The sequence below is a fragment of the Clostridium sp. KLE 1755 genome, assembly GCF_000466465.2.
In the GTDB taxonomy this organism is placed as follows: Bacteria; Bacillota; Clostridia; order Lachnospirales; family Lachnospiraceae; genus Eisenbergiella; species Eisenbergiella porci.
The window spans coordinates 140,851-165,927 of record NZ_KE992736.1 but is presented as its reverse complement, the minus strand read 5'-3'; the positions used below and the strand labels follow the sequence as shown (position 1 = coordinate 165,927).

General features: G+C 44.2%; 16 protein-coding genes. 2 read left to right on the top strand and 14 right to left on the bottom strand.

Annotated features, from left to right (window positions below; all coding sequences use genetic code 11):
* Positions 1-46: 46 nt before the first annotated feature.
* The 10 genes from HMPREF1548_RS18500 to HMPREF1548_RS18450 form a co-directional block, all read right to left on the bottom strand.
* Entirely contained in the window at positions 47-2,308 is a 2,262-nt protein-coding gene (locus HMPREF1548_RS18500; protein ID WP_021637967.1) for an AraC family transcriptional regulator, read from the bottom strand.
* 110 nt (positions 2,309-2,418) lie between these two features.
* The gene (locus tag HMPREF1548_RS18495; RefSeq protein ID WP_021637966.1) at positions 2,419-3,171 is read right to left on the bottom strand and encodes an alpha/beta hydrolase family protein; all 753 of its coding nucleotides are present in this window, start codon (positions 3,169-3,171) and stop codon (positions 2,419-2,421) included.
* A gap of 1 nt (position 3,172) precedes the next feature.
* Positions 3,173-4,555 carry an MATE family efflux transporter gene (locus tag HMPREF1548_RS18490; RefSeq protein WP_021637965.1) on the bottom strand — a complete coding sequence of 461 codons (1,383 nt, stop codon included), beginning with the start codon at positions 4,553-4,555 and terminating at the stop codon, positions 3,173-3,175.
* A gap of 34 nt (positions 4,556-4,589) precedes the next feature.
* Positions 4,590-5,621 carry an alpha/beta hydrolase gene (locus HMPREF1548_RS18485; RefSeq protein ID WP_021637964.1) on the bottom strand — a complete coding sequence of 344 codons (1,032 nt, stop codon included), beginning with the start codon at positions 5,619-5,621 and terminating at the stop codon, positions 4,590-4,592.
* A 319-nt stretch (positions 5,622-5,940) separates the two neighbouring features.
* Positions 5,941-6,993, bottom strand: a complete 1,053-nt coding sequence (locus HMPREF1548_RS18480; RefSeq protein WP_198168654.1) for a LacI family DNA-binding transcriptional regulator — start codon at positions 6,991-6,993, stop codon at positions 5,941-5,943.
* 108 nt (positions 6,994-7,101) lie between these two features.
* A complete protein-coding gene (locus HMPREF1548_RS18475) occupies positions 7,102-8,187 on the bottom strand; it encodes an NADH:flavin oxidoreductase (protein ID WP_021637961.1) in 1,086 nt (361 codons plus the stop codon).
* A 294-nt stretch (positions 8,188-8,481) separates the two neighbouring features.
* A complete protein-coding gene (locus HMPREF1548_RS18465) occupies positions 8,482-10,071 on the bottom strand; it encodes a carboxylesterase/lipase family protein (RefSeq protein ID WP_021637959.1) in 1,590 nt (529 codons plus the stop codon).
* Between the two features lie 14 nt (positions 10,072-10,085).
* Positions 10,086-11,666, bottom strand: coding sequence for a carboxylesterase/lipase family protein (locus tag HMPREF1548_RS18460; RefSeq protein ID WP_021637958.1), 1,581 nt, complete (start codon positions 11,664-11,666; stop codon positions 10,086-10,088).
* A 19-nt stretch (positions 11,667-11,685) separates the two neighbouring features.
* Entirely contained in the window at positions 11,686-14,064 is a 2,379-nt protein-coding gene (locus HMPREF1548_RS18455; protein WP_021637957.1) for a glycoside hydrolase family 2 TIM barrel-domain containing protein, read from the bottom strand.
* 35 nt (positions 14,065-14,099) lie between these two features.
* The gene (locus HMPREF1548_RS18450; RefSeq protein ID WP_198168653.1) at positions 14,100-14,699 is read right to left on the bottom strand and encodes an alpha/beta hydrolase-fold protein; all 600 of its coding nucleotides are present in this window, start codon (positions 14,697-14,699) and stop codon (positions 14,100-14,102) included.
* 708 nt (positions 14,700-15,407) lie between these two features.
* On the opposite strand from HMPREF1548_RS18450, the gene HMPREF1548_RS18445 reads away from it, so the two are divergent.
* Entirely contained in the window at positions 15,408-17,702 is a 2,295-nt protein-coding gene (locus tag HMPREF1548_RS18445; protein ID WP_502690638.1) for a glycoside hydrolase family 2 protein, read from the top strand.
* Positions 17,703-17,773: 71 nt separating this feature from the next.
* On the opposite strand, the gene HMPREF1548_RS18440 is transcribed toward HMPREF1548_RS18445, so the two are convergent.
* Entirely contained in the window at positions 17,774-19,858 is a 2,085-nt protein-coding gene (locus HMPREF1548_RS18440; RefSeq protein WP_198168652.1) for a beta-galactosidase, read from the bottom strand.
* 228 nt (positions 19,859-20,086) lie between these two features.
* On the opposite strand from HMPREF1548_RS18440, the gene HMPREF1548_RS18435 reads away from it, so the two are divergent.
* A complete protein-coding gene (locus HMPREF1548_RS18435; protein WP_021637953.1) occupies positions 20,087-20,938 on the top strand; it encodes an AraC family transcriptional regulator in 852 nt (283 codons plus the stop codon).
* A gap of 27 nt (positions 20,939-20,965) precedes the next feature.
* Here the strand turns inward: HMPREF1548_RS18435 and HMPREF1548_RS18430 are convergent, their stop codons facing one another.
* The 3 genes from HMPREF1548_RS18430 to HMPREF1548_RS18420 form a co-directional block, all read right to left on the bottom strand.
* Complete coding sequence (locus HMPREF1548_RS18430) at positions 20,966-21,889, bottom strand: carbohydrate ABC transporter permease (protein ID WP_021637952.1); 924 nt, start codon at positions 21,887-21,889, stop codon at positions 20,966-20,968.
* Between the two features lie 14 nt (positions 21,890-21,903).
* A complete protein-coding gene (locus HMPREF1548_RS18425; RefSeq protein WP_021637951.1) occupies positions 21,904-22,848 on the bottom strand; it encodes an ABC transporter permease in 945 nt (314 codons plus the stop codon).
* 66 nt (positions 22,849-22,914) lie between these two features.
* A complete protein-coding gene (locus HMPREF1548_RS18420; protein ID WP_021637950.1) occupies positions 22,915-24,552 on the bottom strand; it encodes an ABC transporter substrate-binding protein in 1,638 nt (545 codons plus the stop codon).
* Positions 24,553-25,077: the final 525 nt, after the last annotated feature.

Here is a 25,077-nt window from a genome sequence, read left to right as displayed (position 1 = left end):
ATTTTCTGCACAAAACAGGAATAGAAATGACATTTGAAAATCCCCGTCATTCCTTTTTTTCATCTTTCTTCTTTCTGTATTCCGTAGGTGTAACTCCTTCCGACTGCTTAAAGGAACGAATCATGGTTCTGTACGAATAAAATCCTGCCTGCTCTGCAATATCATTAATATTCAGGGAATCATCCTTCATCAGATATTTCACCCGTTCTATCCTCTTTTCATTCACATACTGGCTGACCTTCATATCATACTCTTTTTTCATCAGCCGTGTAACATATCCTTCTGATATTTGAAACTTCTCTGCTATTGAAGAAAGGGAAAGATCGGGGCTGGTATAATTAGTGTCAATATATTCCTTGATTCTTTCCGCCCTCGGCCTGACGTGCTCCCCGGCAGACGCATTGTTTTTAAGCATGGCGAAAAGACGTATCATCGAATCTGCAATCCGGTCATTATCATAACAGTTCATAATTCCCATAATTTTATTTTCATCACAGCCCGCCGCAAGCTCTGCTCTGCCGGAAGAAGCATCCCGTATCAGGAAAAGTATGTGGAACAGATACAATCTGGCCGATATGGCATCGCCGTCTGTTTCTCTGACCTCCTGAATAATATCCCTTAAAACCATCTCCGCACTGTTGAGATTACCGTTTTTCAGGAAATTAACCAACCTCCACTCTTTCCGGTTCCGTATGTTGGAATCTATCTCTCTGTCAATATTGCCCCCGTCTCCCATGCTCATCAGACATTCGCTATAGCAACTTCGCAGCTCAGTCAGGCGGATACATTCAAAGCTGCAGAACCAGGAAACCGCGAGTCCCATCCTGTCCTTTAAAAATTCCCTGGTTTTATTGCTTTTCTCCGCTATCAGCTCTTCCACTGCCTGTTCTTCCCGGCTGCTGTAATTAACCAGCAGCACAACAAAGTTGTCACATTCAACTGGTTCCACCACTTCAAAAGTCTCCCGCATACATTCCGTTGCAATATTTTTAATCAGAAAATGAACCAAATCGTAGGTTTCCACCTTATTTTTAGCATCATTATCAAAAAACAGATTGGAATAATCGTCCACAGAAAAAAGGACCATCCGGAAAATATGGTGAGGGAAATGAATGCAATACTGTTCCAGCGCATTTTCAATTTCTGCCGTAGAGACGTAATATCCCTTGATGATTCGGCTGAGAATATTATTTACGATAATATCCTTCTCCTTATCAATCTGATTTTCCAGGGCATATCTGTCCCTGGCAATTGTCTGGAATGTCTTCTGCAGATATTCAAATTCATTTCCGGCCGGTTCTGCCGGATGCTGCTGTCCTATTGCCTCAATCAGTTTCAAAACCGGATTGTACTGTTTTTTAGCCAGATAATGGGCAAGAAGAACGCTGATAACCGAGCTTGCCAAAATAAAGCAGATATAAGCATTCCTGGTGTGGTTAATATTACGGAACAAAGATAATGTATCAATCCCGCAATAATATTCCCAGTTTTCCGCTTCGGACTTTACTTTAGCTATAAAAATGTCCTCCCCTTCCTTCTGTATTCTTGTATAGGGAGCCATCTGCTTCAGTTCTTCCGCAATTTCGCCATCATAACACTTCTTCCTGCCTATATCATAAAAAATGCCATTGCCTGTCATTATTCCTTCCAGTACTCTTCCGTTTTGAAAATTTCCGGCTTCCAAATCCAGCTGAATCAGAATCCACCCGTCAGGGTTTCTGATATTCTCCGACATAATCACACTATAATAATACAAATGCGACTGTCCAAGGCTATCCTCCAAAATTAAAACAGGCTGATTAAGATGATCAAGCATTTCCCATAATTCTTTTTCACTTCTGTTGAAATGTCTTTCATAATCAAAGCCGTGGGATCCCATTTCATTTGATGCCTGTCTGGGTGATATCAGATATCTGCTTTTTCTGGAAAAGATAAAAATATCACTGATACAGTTTTCATTTGCCATCTGCGCCTGCAGGTATTTAAAAACCGACTGTATTGCCAGCTTGCTTTCACCGCTTTGTGTTGCTTCATATTCCATGAAACCTGTAATATCAGGATTTTCCGCTATCTGTCTGCCGATCACATGAATCTTCTCCATCTTCCCATCACATACAGATTTCAGTTGGTTTACACTGTCCTCCTGCATCTGTCGAATCTGTCCGGAAAGGATCTTTCCAACATAGGAAAACATAAAGAAGCTGAGGAGGATAGGAACACAAATTACTGCTATGTAAGAAACAAACCAGGATATAAGGGTCCTGCTGCCCCTCTTATATTTTTTCAATAGATTCTGCCGACATCCCATTGATAACCCCCCTTCTCAGACAATCAAACCGTATATATTCATACTGAAACTACTCTCATCACATACATCTATAAATTACATAACCCATTAATTTTACCACCATATATCATTCACTCTCTTCCGATAAGATCATGAATAAAATACATCGTCATGGCCTCCATCCGCCGGTTCCCATTATCGGTAAATCCATGTATCTCCCCGGCAAACACCTCCAATTTTGCCTCCTCATATTCCTCCGCCGCCGATTCACTATAGGAAAGTGGTACAACCTCGTCCCGATCCCCATGCATTATCAAAACCGGCCGTTCAAACCGGCTGATGTATGTATGAAGGTCAAATCCCCTCAAAGTGCGGAAAAACTTATTCCCCAGTTCCATTCCCCAAAACTCCAATTTGGAAGGAATATCATCTTCACTTTTAAAACGACTATTCCAGTTATCCGCAATACAAAATGCAGGATATAATAAAATCAGGCCTTTGACATCATCTTTTCTGTCCGCGGCCGCCATAGCGCTTATCAATCCTCCCTGGCTACCTCCAAACAAAAATATCTCTTCTTTTTTAACCTGATCCCATGTAAGAACCTCGTCCAAAACCGCGCACAGATCCTCTTCCTCTGTAAATAATGTCATTTCCGTTGTATGGAAGCCGCTTTCATCCCTCACGCTCCCGCCGCAAAAGGTATAGCAGACCGCGCCGATACCATTATTGGCAAAATACTCCGCCGAAATATCAAAGTCGGATTTATGCCCATTATATCCATGGCTCATAATAATAAGAGGATATTCCTTCGTATCGGGCTCATAAAAATATCCATGTACGTCTCTTCCATGATGTGCAATTGTCAGCTCTCTCTTTTTCATTTCATTTTTCCTCCGATTTCTTTATCGCTTTGATCCACTTCCCGCTGCGCAGTCTATAAACGCACCAGACACATTTTATAATCTGATCAATTTTCATGAAAAAATAAATCCAGAACGCAGGCAGCTTCCATACCAGGCCCGCCAGAATTCCCAGGGGCACGCTTGCCAGCCAGAGGAACAGGATATCGGCAAACATCAGGAATCTGGTATCCCCGCCACCGCGGAGCACTCCTTTTGTGAGTATGGAGTTGGCGGAGGTGAAAATCAGGATAATAGCCACTGAATCCATAAGCTGCTGCGCAATCTGACGGGTTTCCTCCTGGATATGATACATGCCGATGACAGGCCCGCTGATTGCCAGAATCACCAGGCAGGCCGCCGCTCCCAGCAATGCGCCGAAAATCAGGAAGGTGTAGCCTTCCCGCTGCGCCTGCTCTCTTTTCCCTTCTCCCAGGGTATGCCCCGTGATGATACAGCCCGCCTGGCTGATCCCCTGCGTCAGCACCGTAGTCATCTGCTGGGTGACGGCAGTGATGGAATTGGCCGACACAAAGGCCGCGCCGATTCTTCCCATTATCATGGCAATCGCGCTGTTTCCCAGCGCCAGAAGGGAATCGCTTATCAATACCGGTATGCAGATTTTCAGATATTCCGGCACCAGCCCATGGCAATCCATCAACAGATCCTTTACCCGATAGCCAATATTTTTATCCCGCAGGAAAAAATACACGGCGATTGCGGTAAACTCGATTATCCTTGCCAGGAGGGTTCCCAGCGCCGCCCCGGCTACCTCCATGCGCGGCGCTCCCAGATTGCCGAAAATGAAAACCCAGTTAAAAAACAGATTCGCCATAAAACTGACGCTGGAGCAGATGAGCGGTATTTTTGCCTGCCCCACGCTTCTTAGCACAATCGTACAGGTAAGCGACAGCCCCAGCAAAAGATAGGTGGGCACGGACCAGTTAAAATAGCGGATTCCTTCCCTGATAATGTCCGGATCCGGTGTGTAAATCCGCATCAATGCCCCTGGCGCCAGAATCGTAGCCGCCATAAACAGCAGGCCGAATACAATGCACAATCGAAGCATGATGGTAATGGACTGTTTCAGCGATTGGGAATCCCGCATCCCCCAGAACCTGGCCACCATAACCGAAGCCCCCATGCCGATTCCCATACAGCATACGTGGTAGATGTTAATGAACTGGTTGGCCAGGGACGAGGCCGACAACGCCACCTCCCCCAACGCCCCCAGCATTACGGTATCCATCATATTGACCCCTATGGAAATCAGGCTCTGCAGGGCAATGGGAACAGCTATGATTCCCACCCTTTTATAAAATTCCGATGTTCCCAAATATAATTTCAGCTTGCTGTTTAATTGCATTCCTTCTATCCTTTCTCTGTCCTTTTACTTCGTTTTACTTTTGCCTCTGCCTTTGAAATACATCCTGCAGAAACACATCCGCCAGCTGCAGCCACAGTTGGAAATTAGGATACGTTTTCTCTCCCACTATAGTGATTCCGCCCTGCCCGTGCGGTACGCCGGCAAAAGTATGTACCTCCGTTTCCACGCCGTGGGCCAGCAGATCCGGAAGAACCGCGTTCAGGTTATCCAGCGCCGAATCTTCCCTTCCCACTGCAAAAAAGACGGGGGGATACACCACATTTGTATAATCAAATGCAGCCCCCTTATAACGCGGACCATAAATACACAGAAAAGCGTCCGGCGCCCCATAGTATCTGTCCAGTTCATCTTCCATGTAATCCGGAAAATGATCCGCCGTTCTCTGTGTTCCGGAATAATACCGGATACAGGCTTCCCCGGTCAGGCCGCCGTTGGAAAAGCCCGCAAAGGCCACCTGGTTTTCCCTGATTCCATAGCGCCCGGCAGATGCCCTGATCATGCGGATTGCCCTTGCAACATCCGCACCGCACTCCTGCCCTGTCCAGGGACGCCTGTTAGTACGGTTCAGCAGAAGAAAACTGTGATACCCCATCTCATTGAAATCCAGGCAGGTCTGGTATCCTTCACTCAGGACACAGTCTCCATGATCCCCGCCGGCACAAACTACAACAGCGCCCTTTGGCTCCTTGCCCTCCGGCAGCAGCATTTCATAGAGATACGGCCTGAAGTCCGGATTATGGTTATATCTGCAGTCTGAATTATCCTCGTATTCCGTCTTAACCGGTATCCTGCCGTCCGGCCACAGATAAATCCTTTGCGGTGCATTTTCTTTTTTCTGAAGAGAATCCCTGAGCATGCAAAATTCCCGAAGCTGTGCCATACAGGTTTTATTGTCTGTTTCCGCTTCAAGCTGCCGTCCCAAACGCCACATCCGGACCAGCTCTTCCACCGGATAGCAGGGTGCATCTTCAAAAAAGGAAACCGCTTTCAGCCTCTCTTCCGCTATTACTTTTTTTAACATATTATTACTGTTTTTTTCTTCCATATCCTATTTCTCCTTGTTTTGCGAAGCAAAATGCCATTTCTTTAGAAATTTGTCCTATAACGAGCAGAGAAATTTTTCTCCTTGTTTTACGGAGAAAAATACAATTTCTTTAGAAATTTACCCTCTGGCAGGCAGTGGTATTTCCCTCCTGACTTTGACGGCCAATATAATTGATGTTTCTACAAATAATTTTGCTAAAGTTTAGCATCGGTTTATATAAAAAGCGACGCTATCTTCAGATAGTCCGCCGCTTGATACGGGAACATTTTCAGGGGCGCTCCGCCCCTTCGGCTTCATTCACATCTTACGATACAGCAGTTTACGGATCCTGCCGTTCTGTTTTTTTCTGAAAACTTTCTCCATAAATCAATTTCGTCACATGCAGCTTGGAAAGGGTGATATGAAGATCATTCTGCAGAATTGTCAGCAGCAGATGCATGGCATTCGCCGCCATCTCCGAAACCGACACATGAAGCACTGTTACGGTGGGGTAAAGATACTGGCTGAAATCTCCGTCCCCATAGGCGATTATTTCCATCTGCCCCGGAACCGCAATATTTCCATCACGGAGCGCCGCAAGAATGCCGCTGTTCATCCTGCTTGTCTGTACAAAAAGGGCAGTTGGCAATTCTGCGCACTGCAGCATTTGTTTTACCGCTTCATAGCCGCCAATCCCGTTTCCAGGTCCCGATACTTTCCATTCATCCTTTAGCTGTATGCCGCATTTCCTGCACTCCTCCGCAAAACCATTATACCGCAGAACACTGGCGGCGCTGCGGTTTTCAGAGAACACAATTCCCGCGCGCTCATGCCCGTTTTTGTAAAAAAGTTCCGCACACTGTCTTCCGGTCTGATAGTCATCAACATAAACGCTGCTGTAATTTTCCAATGTCTGGTTAATCAATACAATCGGCATCTCAAACAGGTTCTCTCTCAGATAATCGCTGTCCTTTTCCGACAGGCCGCCTATGATAATTCCATCGTACTGCCTACCGGAAAATGCATCCACAAAAGCATTCAGATGATCATATTCAAAGGGCTGAAGAACGATTTCCACTTTTATCTGATATTGCTTTACCGTCTCCTGAAATCCGGAATAGAACTGGCCCAAAAGGCCCCCCATGTAATGCAGGTTCCAGAACACACCAATACGGAAGCCATCGCTTTTGCGAACTGTCTTCTGATTCTTTTTCTGGGTTTTGCCTGGCTGATAATTCATCTCCCTGGCAGTATCCATAACAATTTTCTGGGTTTCCCTGGATATTCTCAGTTCATCTCCCCGTCCGTTCAGGACAATGGACACCGTCCCTGAGGACAGCCCCAGGTGCTCCGCTATTTGTTTTACCTGCACACCTCTTGTATTTTTCGGCATTTGCTTCAGCTCCATTTACATTTCTTTATTGTAACTGTTCAGTACCCCTCACAGTTACTCATTATTTTTACAACATGTCCATAATATGTCAACCGCCGGATGTCCAGGCTACTGCTTTTGATTCCGTAAAAACAAATTTCTTCCCGGGCACACCACCGTCCCGTCATTCAGAAACGGGCTCCACTTACAGGCCGGCCGGCAATGCAGACATTTTCCGCAGCTTCTTCCTTCCAGGACATCATTTCCGAAATTGGGATTTACTAAAAAGCCCCTTCCCACATCGATCATATCCACTCCCGCCTGCAGAATGGCTTTTTCAGCCATTTCCCCATCCGTAATGCCATCTACGCCGAAAACCGGCATATCCGGCAGACGTTTCTTGATTTCCTGGGCTCCATAGATGGCTTCTGAAAAAGGATACCCTTCCGGTCGCAGGGAAATGCTTTCCCCGCCGAAACCATATGATATATCCAGGAAATCAGCTTTTCCCGCCAGGGATAGCGCATGCTCTATCCCATCCTCCAAAGCTGGTTCAAAGGCCCCAAGCCGTATTCCTGCCACGAAGCCTTCCCCGCAGCTTTCCCTGATTCCTTCCAGTATATCCAGCGCGAATTTTTCCCGGCGTTGTCCATAGATATCTTCCCTGTGATTGATATTACGGTTAAAAAACTGGCAGATAAGATAGCTGTGGCAGCCGTGCAGCTCAATCCCATCCAGTCCCGCCTGTTTGGCCCGCCGCGCTGCCTGCACAAAATCATCAATCACTTCCCGCACACGCTCCGGAGACATCTCGCAGCCTCTTGCCCGCAGCTCCCCATTGCTGTCCCTGAAACTGTAATCGCTGGGGCAGTCGGCATTTTTCTCGATTCCCGACACGCCTGCGTGATGTAACTGCACAAAAAAGGGCACATCATACTGATGCACGGCATCCGCCAGCCGCTTCCATCCTTCTGTCTGTTTATCTTCCCACAGACCAAGCTGTGTTTCATGAAGCCTGCCCCGCTTTGTTACCGCCGTGGCCTCGGCGATAATCAGACCGGCTCCCCCTGCTGCCATATCCCGGTAATGCTGCAGGTTTTTATCCGTTACACAGCCGCTGTCATCCGACCAGTGAAAACAGACCATTGGAGGAACGGCAATTCTGTTCTTCGTCCATATGTTTTTGATTTTTACACGTTCTTTTAATTTGTCCATGCAATCTCCCCCGGCTTTATGCAGGTTTCCCTGCGGTATTGTTCTTCTGCATTTTATGCTGCCGCGTTTTTACCGGCAAATTCTGTCTTTTTAATTGCTCTCTTTTATCATATACTTTTTTAAATCCGATGGCAATCGGTCAGATGCATTTTTTTGCTAAATTTATATTTTTTAGCATGGCAAAAATCCGGCAGCATGCAGACAAGCAAGCCTGCGCAGCCAACACGCAGACCTGCCTGAAAGGTTAGTTTAAATATTTTCTGTCGTTTTCCCAGCCCGGCGCATTTCTTTCAGCTATACCCGCGGTCCTCCGCCAAATAGCTTCGCCTCCACGCTGCGATCCTGCTGTGTCATCATAAACGGATGCTTCGCCAAAAATTCCGCCAGTTCCTCTTCCGCATCCGCAGATTTTACCTCACATTCCTTATCAAAATACATCATTGCATGCTGCTTCTGCGTATAGGGCAGCCATTCAGGCGCCCCAGCCGCTTCCGGTCTGCCGGTCCTGGCAAAACTGCACCAGCAGCCGCACACGATTGTCTGCACCAGCTCCGTAATTCCCGGAATGTAGGAAGGCTCTATATAATCCGCGTTATAGAATACATAGGGGATTTCCGCGTTATGCCAGGGAAGGGTTCCCCCGTATACCGGCTGTTCCAGCTGAAACATATAACCATAGGTATTTTCCAGACCGGCCCCGGCGCGTATTTTCAGATAGTCAAAGGAACCCGGCCGGAATATCCGGTCCGTAAAAAGCAGATCCTGTATCCGGTTCCCGGGATATGCCTTTCTGAATAACTTCATGGCTTCCTCTGCAGCTTCCCCCAGTTTTTCCCGGATCAGCGCTTCCGCTTTTTCTTCCGTCCAGCTGTTTTTGCGGCCGTCATCACAGGTTGCGGCAAAATTCTGGCAGAACTCGCCCAGTACATTCCCCACAATCACCGGCACCTTTTTCGCATGCTCACATATCCCGGCCTCAAAGATACTCCCCATATAAAGGTCATTATCCCTTTTGGGTCCAAAATCCATAAAGGCCTGAGGCCCCAGGCCGGAAATGATCTGCTGGAAACGGTAATAGGGCACCTCTTCTATTTCCCGGATCCGTTCCGGTGTAATTCCCAGTTTATCCAACAGCAGCCGCGCCATATCCGGGTCTTCCGCCTTGCCGGAATGCGCCCGGATTATCCCGCTTTGTATTACAGCCCGGTGGAACAGTCCGGCTGCCGACGGCATCTGCAGAAGAGCCGCGACCTTCCCGCCGCCTCCTGACTGCCCGAAAATAGTAACGTTCCCCGGATCTCCGCCAAAGGCTTCGATATTTTTCTGCACCCAGCGCAGCGCTTCTACGATGTCCGCCATGCCTGCGTTTGCGGAATACCTGTATTCCTCTCCATATGCAGAAAGGTCCAGAAATCCCAATACGTTCAGCCGGTGGTTCAATGTGACCACCACCACATCCCCGAAACGGCTCATATTTTCTCCGTCATATGCGAAATGTTCAATCCCTGACCCCGTTGCGAAGCCGCCGCCGTGGAGCCATACAAGAACCGGCCTCTTCCTCCCCGCATCCGGCGACTGCGTCCAGATGTTCAGATACTGGCAGTCCTCATCCTGGGGATTAAAAACATGCGGCACCGTATAATTATCACTTGGCTGCACCGTCTGGATCTCAGGGCATACCGGCCCATAAATAATGGCCTCTTTCACACCTTCCCAGGACTTTGCCGGCTCCGGCAGGTGAAACCTTCTGGCCTCGCAATATTTTATCCCCCTGAAAATATAGGTGCCGTCCACAATTAATCCGCGCAGCTTCCCGTTCGGCGTACAAACCACCGGTTCCTCCGGATTACATATGACCTGTTTTGTCAATTTCTTTATAAACATAATAGCCTCATTTCTTATTTCTTGGATCCCATCAGCTTTGAAAAATCAACCTTCCGTGCAGGACACAGTTCCAGCAGCTCCTTATCGTGATCTGTCTCCAGCCTGCATTCCCGGTCAAAAACCATGGTCCGGTTTTCTTCTCCTCCAAAGGCATCCCACTGCGGGACACCGCTGCCGTTCGGACTGCCTGTCTTTGCGAAATTCACCCAGGCCCCGCTGACAATATCCTGCACCGCAGGCGTAATCCCCGGAATGAAAGAGGGCTCCAGGTATTCTGCATTATGGAATACATAGGGGATTTCCGCATTATGCCAGGGAACCGTGCCTCCGTTAAAGGGGGATTCCAGGGTAAACAGGAAGTTATAAACACCTGCCTTCGAAAATTCCGCCCGCTGCCTGGCAAAAGCCAGGGCATTCCGCCTCATATCCGTATCCATGAACAGAATGTCAGCGGTATTTTTATCCGGATACGCCTTCCGGAAGGCTTCTATTATTTTCTCCGTTTCCTCCCCATATTCTGTGCAAAGCAATCCGTACTTATATTCCTCCGTCCAGGAATTTTTGCTTCCTGTACCTACAGGAGAGGCATAATTATTTAAAAATTCCCCGAACACAGAACCGCACAGTACGGGAACATCCCTGGTATCCTCAATAAATCCGTGTTCCAGGGGATGTCCGGAATAAAAATCCTGATCCGCAAAAGGACCGTACATCACAGGCCTCCCCTCTTCCCGGGAGAGCCGCCCGGCGGCATAATCCGCCGCACAGGCCAGCTCGTCATAATGAATGCTCTCCAGCTCTTTCACATGCTCCGGGGAAATTTTCAGATATTCCAGGATGTAAGAGGCAAGCCGGCGGGAAAGAGATCTCGTCATTTCAGTTCCCGGGCGCATGCCCCCGCTCTGCAGGCAGGCCCGGTGGAAAAGCCCTGCCGCCCTGGGCGACTGCAGCATGCTGACTACTTTGCTTCCTCCGCCGGATTGCCCGAACAGCATCACATTATCCGGATCCCCGCCAAAGGCTACAATATTCTCATGAATCCACTGAAGAGCCGCCACCAGATCCGCCAGGCCGGCATTGCCCGAATATCTGTACTCCTCCCCATAGGCGGAAAGATCCAGAAAGCCCAGCACATTCAAACGGTGATTCAGCGTGACCACCACTACGTCCCCGAACCGGGAAAGCTCCTCCCCGTCATAGGCATAATGCTCCACACCGGATCCGGTCATCATCCCGCCTCCGTGGAACCACACCATAACAGGCTTTTTTACCCCTTTTTCAATACTCTGCGTCCAGATATTCAAAAACTGGCAGTCCTCGCTCTGTACGGTAAAATAATGCGGCACCGTATACTGATCATGAGGCACGCAGGTGAAAATTTCCGGGCAGGCATTCCCATAGGTAATTGCCTCTTTTACGCCTTCCCAGGGCGTTACCGGCTCCGGCAGATGGAACCTCTGCGCCTGTGCATAACGCACGCCGCGGAATATGCAGGTCCCGTCAGAAATAACACCGCGCAGCGTCCCCGCCTGTGTATGTACCTCGGCCCGGCCGTAATCCAGAATGACCTGGCTGGTTAATTTTCTTATATACATAATAATTCACTCCCACCATCTATTCTGCCCGGAAGGTCACTGTTTCCGCAGCTCCGTCTTCTGAGGTGAAGGTAACACGCACCTCTCCTTTACCCTCAACCATTACCGCTGCCAGCAAAAGGCCATTGAACATCCTTCTGCCCGGACTGGAATACAGGGATAAATCAAGCAGGTCTCCCGCATCCATCCCCACCAGATACGCAGGTCCTTCCACCTGGCAGGAAATCATCGGGCAGGCATCCGGTACAAACCGGCCTTCCCCATCCCTGGCGGACAGTTCTATCTGCACCAGGCTTCCCTCCGATATTTCCGTGTTTACCACGTCTGCTGACAGTCCAGCCATTTTTTCTGTGGTACACACCTCATCCACCGCTACAAGCTCCCCGTTCCGGAACCCTTCCGCACGCAGCACTCCCGGTTCATAGGCCACATCCCAGGAAAGATGAAGATCATTTGTTGTGGAACATTTATGGAAGCCTTCATTCCAGGCACGCACTGCCCCGTATCTGGGACACTGATATCCTCTGCTGCCCACATAGCGTCCATTTATGTATAGCTTAACTTCTTCACAGTTAGTATAGCAGATCACCTGTTTATAAACGCCCTCCTGACCCTCAAAATTCCACTGGGGCGCAAGATGAAGCGTAATTTCCTTCGTATTCCATATAGAGCGGAAATAGTAGAAGGTATCCTTCCTGAATCCTGCCGTGTCAAGCGGTCCGCACGGCGCGCCGCGTCTCGGCCATCTGGTTTCTCCCAGATAATCAATGCCGGTCCACAGATAATCGCCGGAAACAAAATCATGGCTGGCCGTGTAACGCCATAATGCTTCATGATGCAGTGTGGCGGTTGCGTAATTCCCGAACCATCCCTCCTGGGAATAGTCTCCGCGTATGCCTCCCGCGGAAGGATTTTCCGTGCCGATCATGCGGCGATCCGGATACTCTTTCCGATCCTCCTCATAGAAGGTTTCCGCCCGTTCTCTCCACCGTCCCACATAATTATAGCCCACCACATCCAGGGCATTTTCAAACTCACGCAGAGTACGGATCGGCTCCACTGCAGCAATATTATCACAGGCGGATGTAACCATACGGCTGGAATCCTCCTGATGGCAGATGTCCTGTAAAAATTTCAGTATTTTCACACCATCCACAGATGACTGCTCGGGAATTTCATTGCCGATACTCCAGATAACCACCGAAGGATGGTTATAGTCGCGTCTGAGCATAGCGGTTAAATCCTCTTTCGCATGATTTGTAAAGAACATGCTTGAACCGTATGCCAGGCTTTCCGAATAATAATTATCCGTTTTGTTCTTCGCCAGGAGCCATTCATCAAAAGCCTCGTCCATAACAAGAAAGCCCAGCTCATCACAGAGATCCAGCAGCACGGGAGCCGGCGGATTATGGGAACAACGGATTCCGTTACAGCCCATATCTTTAAGCTCCTTCAGCCTTCTCTCCCAGCTTTCCCGATAACCTACAGCGCCTGTCAGGCCGCAGTCGTGATGGACGCACATACCCTTTATTTTCACAGTCCCGCCGTTTAATAAAAAGCCCCTATCCGCGTCAAATACAGCTGTCCGGATACCTGCTTTGCAGGTAAAGGAATCCAGCTCCCGGCCGTCCGCAACAACGGTGCTCACCAGGGTATACAGATAAGGATCCTCATCCGTCCATAAATGAGGTGCTTCCACAGTCGGACGTACCATGCAGTCGCTGCTTTCACCCGGCTCAAGATACAGTGCAATCCCTGATGTGGAAACAAGCTTCCCGTCACGATCATATATTTTATGGAGAACCCCCACATTTTCCGCCGTGCTGCCGTCATTGACAACCTGAGCGCGGATCTGTAGCAGCGCCGTGTCCTGTTTCGGATAAATGCCGTTTGTGGCGCAGCGGACACCGAAATGGTCAAAGTGGATTTCATTTGTACGCACCAGGTAAACATCTCTGTATATGCCGGAGCCGCTGTACCAGCGGGAGTTGGGAACCAGATCGTTTTTCACGCGCACGGCCACCAGGTTTTCACCTTCCCGCACCAGCTTCGTTACATCCACATAAAAGGAGGTGTAGCCGTAGCCGTGGCCGCCTGCTTCCTTTCCGTTTACATAGACTGTGGAATCCATATAGATGCCCTCAAAATACAGGTATATCTTTTCCTTTTCCGCCGGACGTTCCATCGTAAAATGCTTTCTGTACCAGCCAATGCCTGATTTACCGTAGCCGCCTCCGCCGCCTGTTTTTTCATTTTCCTGCGGGGCATAATCCACGCTCCAGTCATGGGGGAGGTTTAATTTTCTGAAGGAATTTTCATCAGCCTCCTGTCCTGAAAACGTGGGATTGTCTTCCAGGATAAAATACCAGTCCTTGTTAAAATTCGTTGTTTTTCGCATATAAACTACCCTTTCTGACCCATAGGCCCATTTAATTATTTAAATACTAAATTCAGGAATGCTCTCAATGCCTTCCTCCAAAATGTCCAGTTATGTTCTCCGGGTATATGGAAAAAAGTGATTGGAAGCTCATATTCCTTAAAAGAATAACCGCTGTTCATTACTATGATCATTTCCTGACACTTTTTTTCTGCAATTAAATTATCTAAAATATAATTGGCCTTTCCACTCCAGAGCCAACTGGTCTCATCTTCACATACACCATGCTGCAAATAAAGAACGGGGTACAATTTATCGACATTTTCTTCATACAAAGGCGGTGTATAAATATAGGCATATTTTGTTCTTCCATTCACGGATGAATGATAAAGTTCAATGCGTACCGTCCCATGCGGCACTTCTCTTCTGAAATAGAAATCATCCTGTGTCTCCGGAATATCGAAAAAATTCATCATTCGAAAGCCGCCATAAAAACGTCCATCCGGATTTGAAACTCTTACTCCGTCTACAAACCAGTCACAATAATGGAATCCTGCAGGAATGCCGCTGAGTATTCTGGTAAAATACCCGTTTTCTTTTTTGAATAAAGGTATTTTATCGCTTTTAAACGAACCTGTAACTCCTGCCACTTCCACGCACTCCGCTGAGGGCGCATAAAAATTAAATTCAACATCGCCATTGTCAAATACATTCACCGCCTGAATTCGATCGATGTAGTGTAAAAAATCAATCCCTTTTTCTCCGCCTGCCGCCTGTTTGGCGATTGGTGAATAGGCCAAAGGATGTGACAACAGCGCTGTATTGGTAAGCCTCTTCATATCATAATTCCCCTTACGCTTTTTCTTCTATTTTACCATTCTCAGTTCATAAATAATTATGAAAAATTGCTTACAAATCTATTAAAGTTGCTTTTTCATTATCTTATTAGGAATAAATGCAAATTACATACTTGTACCTGCCGTTTTCATTCACCTTTTCATGTTTCATAAAGTGATTGTGTCTTCACTTTTTTTTGAATAATTATATAGATTTATTGCTCTTTTTTTGGAATAGTTGTCCTTGCTAAAAAAACAGCTGATAATTATAATTTAATAAAAGGATGATATTTAGAATCGTCTTTTGGCAGCATTTTACTAATTGTTCTTGTGTCATTCAATTCTGCTTTATAGAATTGGAACAGATACACAGAAAGGGGGATTATTTTGGAATTGCATTTAGTTAAGCAGGAACGTCATGAATTTTTCGGATTTGGCTGGACTTTCCATTATGGAGATCTGGATATTCACGAAGCAGAACAGGGAGAAAAAGATTTTTCACCGGTTACTCTTCCGCATGACTGGCTTATGGATTATGAAGCAAACGGGCCGGATGAAAAAAGCGGTTCTATGAACTGGAAATATGGGGTGGGAATATATCGTAAAAAATTCATTATTGATAAATCAAACAAAAATCGTATTATCAGCCTGTTGTTTGATGGTGTTTACCAGGATGCCACCGTGTATTTAAATGGGGAAAAGCTTGGAAATAATTACTATGGCTATATTCCTTTTGAATTTGATATTACTAATAAAGTAAATATAGGTGAAGTAAATACATTGCTGGTCAGGGTGGATAATTCCGCACAACCCAATACAAGATGGTATTCAGGAAGCGGAATCACAAGAGATGTCTGGATTTCATCACTCCCCCCTATACACGTGGCTTCTAATGGTACTTATATCGTAACGGACTCACTGGAGAATAATATTGCATCTTTATCAATTACAACAGAAATCAGCAACAGCGCGGCCGTTGATTCTGAGATTGAAATAAAGAATAAAATTTACAGCCCCGATGGTCTTCTAATTGCATCCATGTCCGAAAAAATGACTATCGGAGCAGGTCTCAACAATGCACTTATCAAACAGAATCTGTCAATAAGAAATGCCCTTCTCTGGAGTCCGGAGCACCCCTGTATGCACCAGATGATAACAGAGATTATAGTAGACGGTATCATAGAAGACCAGTACGTTACCCCTTTTGGAATCAGAACCCTTTATTTTGATGCCGACAAAGGTTTGTTAATCAATAAAGAACATATAAAAATACATGGTATGGCCATCCATAACGAAGCAGGACAATTAGGCGCCGCAGTTCCCATTAAAGTATGGAAAAGGCGTTTTGAAAAACTGAAAGGCATGGGCTGTAATGCAATACGGACAGCGCATAACCCGGCCGATCCTTTAATATTAGATTTAATGGATACTATGGGACTTCTATGCATGGATGAATTTTTTGATGAGTGGACCATTTGTAAATGGAGTAAGTCCAGAGGCACTAAAGAAGTCCCTCCCCGCGGTTATGCAGAACATTTCGACAGGCTGCATATAAAAGATTCCGAGACAATAATCAGGAGGGACAGGAATCATCCTTGTGTTATTTTATGGAGTGTCGGCAATGAATGTGAAGAGGTTAACACGGTAGACGGTTGGGAGGTAATGAAGGAGTTACGTGATATCTGTCACAGAATGGATCCCACCAGACCAGTTACCGAAGGTACTAATATGTTGGCTCATAACAGCAAATATACCTACGAAAAATTTATGGAATATCAGGATGTCCGAGGATTTAACTGGGTTAATATCTGGAATGACAGGGCGGAACTATTCTATGAACCGGATAAAATCCGTCATCCCGCCGCCCCTATGGTCATAACAGAAACAGGCGGCATTCCGGGAAGCCGGGGCAATTACCCCCTTCTTGACAGAAGGTCCGGTTCAAACAGCCCTTTCAAAGTTACACCCTACTATGCATGGCCGGTAGAAGCCAGTAAACATATGCGTTTTATAGAGACCAGAGATTATATTTCGGGTGTATTTTACTGGACTGGTGTGGATTATATGGGTGAGTCCCCCTATCCCTTCAGATCCGGCGAACACAGTCCTGTGGATCTGGCCGGATTTATAAGAGATAATTGGTATTTTTACCGTTCCATGTGGATGCGTAAGGAACCCACTGTACACTTGCTGCCTCATTGGAATATGGATGTTGAAAAGGGAAAAATCATTCCTGTTATCTGTTATACCTCCTGTCCTTCTGTAGAGTTGTTTTTAAACGGAAAAAGTTATGGTGAAAAAGCTTATTTGTATCCTGCGGTTGGAATTGATGAATGGCCCAATTTTGATCTGACAAAGCCATATGCCAATACTGACGATCTCTTCCTTTCCTGGGATGTTCCTTTCGAAGAGGGAGAATTAATTGCCATAGGCTACGACCGGGAAGGACATGAAATAGCCCGCCATGAGGTGCGCACTTTCAAGGAAGCAAAAGAAATAAATCTGAAATGTGATTCTGCTTGTATTAAAGCTGACGGGCGTGATATAGCTCAGCTTGAAATATCTCTGACAGATGAAGATGGGAATTTGGTAATGACCGCGGAAAACGAACTCGTTGTCAAAGTAACCGGTTCCGGGCACCTTTTGGTTCTCGAAAATGGAAACAGTACGGATCATACCATGGGAAAATGCGAAACCAGAAAAGTACATTATGGCCTGCTCCTCGCTGTAATACAGTCTAACCGGGACGAAGCCGGAACAATATATGTAGAAGTTGAAGGAAACGGCTTTAAACCCCGGACATTAGAAATCATTACAAAATAAAAACATACCTTCCGCATCCATAAATAATTCCCGCCCAAGAACCTAAAAAGTGTTTTGGGCGGGAATAAACTTTAATTTTCAATAATAACGGAATATTCAGGTATCAGCTCAACGCCCGTAATCTCGCATCCTGCCTCTACAGATAAGTCATAGTATACATCCTGACCAAAACAACAGGGAATTGTATGGGCGCTATCATATATTCGTATTTCTAACATTGCAGGATAGTGAAAACGGCGGAGAGGAATATTCCAGGGCTTACCCGTATTAAACCAATCGTCGATTAGCCGTTCTCCATCATATACCTCAGCGCGATCTCCCAGGAAGTGTACATTCAGGTAAATTTGGTTTACCAACTCCGATGACAAATGTTCTAAATTAATCTGATAGGAACGATACTTAATATTCCCGTTTTTATCCCTTTCTTCTCCTGTCAGCTCGAATTCTGCCCGCATCCTGCACACCGACAGCAATGCGCTTTCAGAGGGCCCTGCCATAAACTTTTTCACAGTTCCATCTTCATGATAAATTTTAATTTCCTGCTTTTCCTGCGTAATCAGCTTCTTTGTGCCATCTTCCTCAATAATACAGCTGTCTTCTCTTTCCACTACATATAAACCATCACTGAACAGGAATCCTCTGTCGGCTTCTGACTCTGTAAGTACTGTTACCCAATCATTACAGGGTATTGCTTCTATATGCGGTTTTTCATCTGAATACAGAAAAACTCTTTTGCCGAGCCTGCACAGAAGGCTGCAATTTGTTTTTTTAATTATAGTATCGCTTATCTTCAGTTCAATTGGAATAACATAACATCTGTCTGCAGCAAAATGCAAATGTTCCACAGAAAATTGTGTTCCATCAGGCAAATGGATATATATATTCACGTCCGGATGTTCCTCCATAAGGCGGTTCCTGACATGATTATTTACAAAAAGGAATCCTGTTTTGGAGGTATAGTTCCAGCGTAATGCAGCACGTATTGTTTTCATATCTTCCGCAGATTCAGGAACAGACGCCGGAAGAACTGTTTCAGCCTCTGCAATCTCCCTTTCAAAGGATGAAAGCAAAAGATGATACTTTTTTAAAACCCCGAAACTCTCATTTATTTTTCCCGCCTCATTAATACAGGCATCGAAATCATAACTCTTTCTCGGAACTGTAGTATTTCCTCCAATACTTTGTGCTTCATTCAAATACGAATATTTACCATCAGGATTAATGCCCCCATGATACATATAGTACCCGATTAAATTAGCGCCAGCACCGAGCACGCATATAATATGCCCCGCGTTATCAATAGCTTTTGAAACAGGTCTCCTGTGGCTTGTCACCTGCAGCCCTCCGCCAAGTTCGGCGGTCAAATATGGATAATCCCTCCGGATCGTTCCGTTTTTTTCATCAGCCTTATGGAAATCAGAACCTGTATTGGCATCATCACGATAAGGAATAAAAAGGAAATTTTCCATCGCGGGTAATTCTTTTGTAGAATTATCCCAGGGAGCATCCACATATCCGGATAACACCTGCAGTGTCTCATCTATCGTACACGCTCCGCCCCAGGCAGTCGCTGTATAATAGGGTGTATCCAATCCTGCTTTTTTTGCAAGATGCAACAATGTCTTCATATGCCTGGCCTGTTCTGCTTTATCGTTCGGGCCTCCACAATGTCCATATTCATTTTCCAGCTGAATTCCAATTACAGGACCACCCTCTTTACACATCATCCCCCGTGATTGTTCACCAATCTTTGTATAGAGTGTTTCTACAAGCGCCAAATACTTTGGATCATCTGTCCTTTTCTCAAAATCGTCTGCATACTGTACATAATCAGGAAAACCGCCATGACGGCACTCGCCATGCGCCCAGGGCCCTATTCTAAGCCATACCTTCATATCAAGCGCCCTGCACACATCCAGGAATTTCCTTAAATCCCTGCATCCTGAAAAATCCCATTCTCCTTGCCGTTCTTCATGATGATTCCAAAAAACATAGGTAGCAGCAATATTCACGCCTCCGGCTCTCATTTTCAAAATAGCCTCTTTCCATTCTTCCGGTTTCAAACGTGAAAAATGGATTTCTCCCATAACCGGTATAATACGTCTTCCATTAACAAGCAGACTTTTTTGATCCGCCTGATATAAATTACCGGCCAAATCTCTGCCTCCCATATTCAATAATTCTGGCGTATTCTTAACTGCCGGAATTTGAAACATTAATTTTTCCATTACAAATTAATCTCCATTTCTTAGTATTTTTAATTAAATTTTTGAAGTCTTTGTACTTGTCAGTTTTAGAATTCTTGCTTATAATATAATTCAATTAAATCCAAATTACATAATTTTTTGCCTGTTAATAATCAAAAATTGCGTTCAGAGGAAAATATGAAATCGGTTGAAGACAAAATCGACAAAAAGTCGGATTATTTTATTAATTCCCCGACAGATGCCATAACTGAATATTTTTTATATCCTACCCATTTAGGGCATTTTTTTTATCAGCCAGGTTACAGGCAGCATCGTATGCATTTTGACAGTTTTTTGCTTATGTATGTACTGGAAGGTTCACTTACTGTAGAATTCGAAGCTAAAAAATGGCCAGCTGAAAAAAACAATTTTATTCTTATTGACTGTTATCAGGAGCACAGTTACTATTCAGATACCGGCTGGGAAGCGATATGGATTCATTATGACGGATTTTCGGCACGCAAAATGTATACTATGATCGTAAGTAAGTTCAGCAATATATTTTCTCTTGATGATCCATTGCCGATTATGAATCGCATGGCAAAAATTTACCAGCCTTTTACTAAAAAGGAACCTGTAAGAGAAGTATTGCTTTCGAAATACCTCAACGATATCCTGACGGAACTTATTATTTACACACCTCTCCAAATAAAAGAAGTTCAACGTGCCTCTGCAATTGAAAACGCGAAAATATATATTCAGGAACATATACAGGAAGAACTAAGAGTTGAAGAACTTGCAAAAAAAGCGCTGATGAGCACCTATCATTTTATACGTGTTTTTAAAAAAGAAACGGATATGACGCCTCATGAATATATTATCAATTACAGACTCCGCATTTCAAAAATTTTACTTTTGGAGAGCAACATGTCAGTCAATGATATCTGTTATGAATCCGGCTTTTCCTCTGCCAGTATATTTTGTGCCGCATTTAAAAAAAGTGTAGGCCTGTCCCCAACAGCTTATCGAAAAAAAGGACGCATTGATTAGATGCGTCCTTTTTTTGTCACTATTGCTTTACCCCTTCACTGCTCCTATAGTCATTCCTTTAACGAAATAGCGCTGGACAAAAGGATACAATAGTACAATAGGACCGGTTGCAATCACCGTCATAGCCATTTTCATACTTTCCAAGGGAACGGTAGTAATTGCGATCCCGGATTTTTCTGCAACTAACCTCATCGCCTCCGCACTGCCCAGCATTCTCTGCAGATAATACTGAAGCATAAATTTATCCTCATCCGTTATGTACAGCATACAGTTATACCAGTCATTCCAATATGCCAATGCCGCAAAAAGACATAACGTAGCAATCAAAGGCTTGGACAAAGGTATAATCAATTTAATATAGATTGTAAAATCGTTCGCGCCATCAATTTTAGCCGATTCTGTTATAGATGCTGGTATTCCCGCCATAAATGATTTAGCAATAATCATATTCCAAACTGAAAAAACCATCGGAAGAATTAAAGCCATATAATTATTTTTAAAATGAAGATATCGCATACAAAGCATGTATGTCGGCACAAGCCCACCGCTGAACAGGGTTGTAAAAAAGAAGAAAAACGCAAACTTGTTCCTCCATGGAAAATCTTTTCTGGAAAGTACATATCCCGTCATAGTTGAAAGAAATACCGCCAAAAAGGTTCCTATTAAGGTAATACATACAGTTGTTCCATACGCACGAATAATCTGTTCCGGATTCTTCAGACAAAGGCCATAGCTTTCCAGGCTGAATACCCCTGTAGGAATAATTGGATATCCGTTTTTTATTAAGGATGTTTCCGGTGTAAAGGATGCCAATATAATTAAATAAAATGGAAGTAAGCAGATTATAGCAAAAATGCCGATAAATAAATAAGCAACTATATTAATGGAAATTACATCCGCACCAATGTGTATACGATTTTTTGCTGCATTTGCTTTGCGATTATTTTTCATACTGCCCTCCTCCTTTAATACAATGCATAATCAGGATTTGTTTTCTTTACTAATCCATTTGCACACATAATCGTAACAAAACAAAGTACTGACTGAAACAGGCCTGCAGCTGCCGATACTCCTACATCACCGGAAGAAATCAATAATCTGAAAACATAGGTGTCAATAACATCAGTTACAGACTCAAGTAAAGCACTTGATTTTACTGTCTGATAAAACAATCCAAAATCTCCTCTGAAAATATTTCCGATTGCCAAAAGTACCAGGGTCATCATCGTTGGTATCAAAGATGGTATGGTCAGATATCTGATTTTCTGCCATGCATTGGCCCCATCCAGCGAAGCTGCTTCAAACATTTCCTGATCCATAGACGTAATGGCCGCAAGATATACTACCGAGCCATAACCCGTCTGTTTCCACATTTTCAAAAAAGTCAGCAAAAACGGCCATGCGCCGGGAGAGTTGTATAAATCAAAAGGTTTTGCTCCAAGACTTGTAAGAATATTATTTGCAACACCTCGTTCGAAACTGAAAATATTATAAACGATTGCGCCTGCAACTACCCAGCTGATAAAATAAGGAAGGAACATAAATGATTGTGCTGTTTTCTTAAAAATTTTGCAGCGCAGTTCATTCAATAAAATAGCGCTTCCCATTTCCAGGACCACACCAAGTGATATGAATATAATATTATATAGGATTGTGTTTCTTGTTACCATTCCAAGTTTTCCTGAAATCATCAGTGCCTTAAAGTTATTGAGACCATTCCAGGGTGAAAAATAAATTCCGCCATTATAGTTATATTTTTTGAATGCCAGTACAACACCCGTCATAGGAATATAGGAAAAAATCACCACATACAAAATTGCTGGAAGCAGCATCAGAAGCAGTATCCAATGTCTTTTCACTGTTTTTAAAAACGGTGTTTTCACTGGTTTCACTTTATTTATCCCATCCATTGTTTTTCCTCCGCCAATGCATATTTAATGAAAAATGGCGGGGTATCCGCCATTTTTCTTACTCATTTAACGAGCTGCAAGCCATTCATTATACTGTTTAAATAACTCTTCCTCAATCGTTTTTATCCCGGCCCCGTCCAGTTTGGCATTCATTTCTGCAAGGTATGCATCTACATCATCTACCAGGCCTAACTGAAGCGACGGAATATAATCACCAAGGATTGCTTTACATGCAGATGCATAATCAGACACTTCTGTATCATTAAATACGAAAGTTATCGTTGGATTGGAAGTTATCCTCGGTTCCCAGGAATCAACCATTTCCTGTTCACGCGGTTCCACTCCGGTTTCCTTGTAAATTCCATTATTTATCCCCCAGGATAAAGAAACACTGTTTGGAGCATATGCTTCCACATTCGCTGCTTTAGCATAATTAAACCCGTCAATCGTATAATGATCATTTTCAAAGCCCAGGGTTATAAGTCTGTTTACGTAGGTATCCATCTTCAGGATATCAAGTATCATAGCCGTACGTTCAGGATTTTTTGAAGCTGCTGCAATAGCAATATCCGAATTATTGTACTCCTCGCAGGCCACAATATTTTCTTTTGTCAAATCATAGGCCGCACACTTAACACCTTCATTCTTTTCGGCCATCCTCATATAATTAAACACAGTACCGTTCCAGGCTATGGAAGCTCCCTGCAGTGCGCCAAACGCATCATCATCGGAAATTGTATTGGAAAGTGCGCCGCGGGACCAGCAGCCTGCATCAGCTAAAGTCTTCATATCCTTTGCAAATTTAACAAATGATTCTGAATTCCAGCATAGTTCAATATCATCAGTAGAGGGCAGTTCTCCTTCTTTATATTCATATTGATAATGTAAATAATTATCCTTGAGAATATAAAAAACATTATATTGCTGACGGTATACTTCCCAAAGTTCCGCATTGTTTCCTGAAGAAGCCTGTGCAAGTATGCCTGATTCCGGTGTTTCTTTTTCTGCAATTGTAAGCATAAAATTCATATAATCCGACCAGTTGTCCAACTTCTCTATGCCGTATTTTTCAGCTAAATCCTGACGGATTGCAACAATTTTAGTGTCCGCTTTTTCAGCGTTGCAGGGAATTGCAACAATCTTACCATCGATTGTGGCTTCCGCATAACTTGTCTCTGCCTGATATTTATTTGTTAACGGCATATTCTTTGCTACAAAATCTCTGTCAAACGTATAGAAAGAGCCTTTTGCCGCTTCAGTATACATATAACACCATGGAGCTGTATAAATTGCATCCACTTCTTCACCGCCTGCCAGAACCAGTGAATATTTTGTACCGTAATCAGCCCAACTCATAATCACTGTTTCAAGCTTGGTATTAAAAGGCTCCAGGTATTCGTTAACAGCTGCCATAACCTTATCCCAGTCCTGAGGCGTATCACCAATTAAATATAAATAAACAGTATAGGGCTTGCTTAAGTCAACATTTGTATACATTTCCGGTGTTGCTTTAACCACTCCGTCTGTCAATGAAGCCGGAAGTTCCGCTAATACATCAGCCGCAGGTTCTGCTGCATCTACTGCTTCTGTACTTTCCTGTGCTCCTCCTGTTGCCCCTCCTGTTTGTTTACTCGTTCCTCCACATGCTGCCAGCAGTGAAAGTGCAAGCACAGCAACAAGTAAACACGATAACCTTTTTTTCATAAACTGTGTCCCCCTTTATTTTTTCACTAATTTTTGCTAAATCTTAGCAATGTTTTATATAGATAATATAGCATTAACTTATTCTGTTTTCATTCTTATTTTTGCTTATTTTTATAGAAAAATTGCTTTCACACAATCATAAATTATGAAAAAATGTTGGGAAATCCATATTATAACCAAGGGTATAGTTTTCTTTTTCTCCTTTCCATTCAGCATAGGTATGATCCCGTTGCAGATAAATAATCATAGTTACTCCTTACTAAATTTTAAAATATAAATAACCCTGTCGTTTTCGTTTTAATTGATTGGATTATATGATTTATTTATTCCTTCAATATTTATTCTATAATCAATATATTATTTTGCTAAATTAATAAATCTGTGCTAAAATGATTTCAATATACCTAATTCGTCTCTATAGCTATAATCAACAGCAATTTTCTTATTACTCAGAAAATCTCATATAATGAACAGAATTTTAGCTATAATCCTTTTGTTCATTTATGATATTTTTATATCAGAATT